Genomic DNA, 2,022 nt, shown 5'->3' with positions numbered 1-2,022 from the left:
CAAGAACGATGACACGAACGAGCAGAAGGACACACCAGAACAGCCGACACAGAATTAGCCCAGCTCAACTGCCTTGATCAAATTGACAGGTTCCGCAAAGCACCGGGCCGGACGATCGGGATCGGCCGCGAGGCGCTGCGCTGCCTGCCGGCTCGCCGCGGCGTCACCTTCCAGCGCACCACGACCTGGAAGGAGTCCAACGATCCCGACTACGACGCCAAACTGAACCGGATCGAGCACGTCCTGGAGCACTTCCCCGGCCGGGTCTTCGCCTTTGACGAGTTCGGGCCGCTGGGCATCCGCCCCACCGGCGGATCAGGCCGGGCCCGCCAAGGGCGAGCGGACCGGCTGCCGGCCACCTACCGGCGCACTCATGGAGTCACCTACTTCCACGGCTGCCACTCCATCGGTGACGACACCTTGTGGGGGGATCAACCGGCGCCGCAAAGGCATCGCTCACACCTGGGCCGCGCTGAAGTCGATCCGCGCCGCACGCCCGGACGGCGCCCCGATCCACGTCATCCTCGACAACCTCTCAGCGCACAAGAACTGGCGCATCCGCACCTGGGCCAGGCGGCACAAGGTTGAGTTGTGCTTCACCCCGACCTACGCCTCCTGGGCCAACCCGATCGAGGCACATTTCGGACCGTTGCGGCAGTTCACCATCACCAATTCCGATCACCCCAACCACATGGTGCAAACCCGGGTCCTGCATGCCTACCTGTGCTGGCGCAACGCAGGCGCCCGCCACCCCGACGTCCTGGCCGCCCAGCGCCGAGAACGCGCCCGGATCCGCAGCGAAAAGGGCATCCGCTTCGGCGGACGCCCTCTCCCACTCGCCGCGTGATCACCCAACCCGGTGAACGTATGTGGTCACAGCACTAGCGCCGACACGAACCTCGCATTTCGTTGCTCTCCGAGCAGCGGCATGAGAGGCGATCGCCTCGCCAGCCTTGTCTGTCTCCCGAACGGGTGTGCCGCCGTTCCGGTCACCTATCTTCAGCTCAGAGCCTGGGCGGCATACAAGCCGGCCAGGGCGATGGCCAAGGTTCCCAACAGCAGCCGCAGACCGGCCTCCGGCAGACGAGGCTGGAGGTGGGCGCCGACGTAGCCGCCGATCAAGCCGCCCAGACCACACAGCAGGCCCAGTGCCCACACCGGTGCGATATCGCCGGGGGTGGTCAGCGCCAGGACGGCGTAGGTGAGCGCGCCGGCGATCGAGGTGACGAACGTCGAGGCCAGTGCAGCAGGTGCGACCCTGGCCATTGACAGGCCGCGCCCGGCCAGGATCGGCCCCAGGAGCGATCCGCCGCCGATGCCGTATATCCCGCCGACGATCCCCACGGCCACCGCGAGCGTGGTGACGGCACGCGGGGAGGGACCGTCGGCCGGGCTGGGGCTGCGGAGTGGGCGAAGCGTACGCACGCACAGCCACAGGCCCAGCGGGAAGAGCAAGCAGGCGACCAGGAGGCGGAACACCTGCGGGCCGGGCAACAGGAAGACCCGGACGAGCGCGCCGATGATGACGCCGGGCAGGGTGCCGAGCACCAGCAGGCGGGTCAGCGGGCCGCCGAGCTGGCCGCGCTTGCGGTAGCGCAGCAGCGCGCCGGGGGTGGCCACGACATTGAACAATAGGTTGGTGGGTGTCACCGCCGGGTTCGGCACATTCAGTACGCTGAGCTGGACCGGAAGCAGGAATACCGCTCCCGACACCCCGACCGGGGCGGTCACCACCGCGATCAGCAACCCCGAGGCGAAGCCGAGCAGTCCCTGCCACCAGGTCATCGCTTCACAGCTCGTACTCCATCCCTCAAAACCTACCGTGATCATGGAGATTGTGAAAGGCGATTTCGTGAGGTCTAAGAACGACAGGGAAGGGTTATCAAGGCGACAGAAGCGGGGCCCCGGGAAAAAAGAGGTAGATTGGGGGGGGGGGTGGAGCCCCCCCCCCGCCCCCCGGCCCCCCCCCCCCCCCCCCCAAAAAAAAAAAAAAAAAACAAAAACAAAAAAAAAAAAACAAGA

At 66.5% G+C, this 2,022-nt stretch carries 1 protein-coding gene and 1 pseudogene; one reads left to right on the top strand and one right to left on the bottom strand.

Features of this window, described 5'->3' with window-relative positions:
• Nucleotides 1-111: 111 nt before the first annotated feature.
• Nucleotides 112-847 (top strand): annotated as a pseudogene (locus ABT130_RS47465) (transposase); the annotation flags it as partial.
• Between the two features lie 152 nt (nt 848-999).
• On the opposite strand, the gene ABT130_RS47460 reads toward ABT130_RS47465, so the two are convergent.
• Nucleotides 1,000-1,785 carry a sulfite exporter TauE/SafE family protein gene (locus ABT130_RS47460; RefSeq protein ID WP_350966481.1) on the bottom strand — a complete coding sequence of 262 codons (786 nt, stop codon included), beginning with the start codon at nt 1,783-1,785 and terminating at the stop codon, nt 1,000-1,002.
• Nucleotides 1,786-2,022 lie beyond the last annotated feature (237 nt).

Source organism: Streptosporangium sp. NPDC001681 (genome assembly GCF_040298085.1).
Lineage (GTDB): Bacteria > Actinomycetota > Actinomycetes > Streptosporangiales > Streptosporangiaceae > Streptosporangium.
Note: the sequence above shows the minus strand (reverse complement) of the source record. Positions and strands in the feature narration are given on the sequence as shown.

What these genes read in the sequence shown, in the direction of transcription:
- ABT130_RS47460 (WP_350966481.1), bottom strand. Translation starts at nt 1,785, where the DNA reads ATGACCTGGTGGCAGGGACTGCTCGGCTTCGCCTCGGGGTTGCTGATC.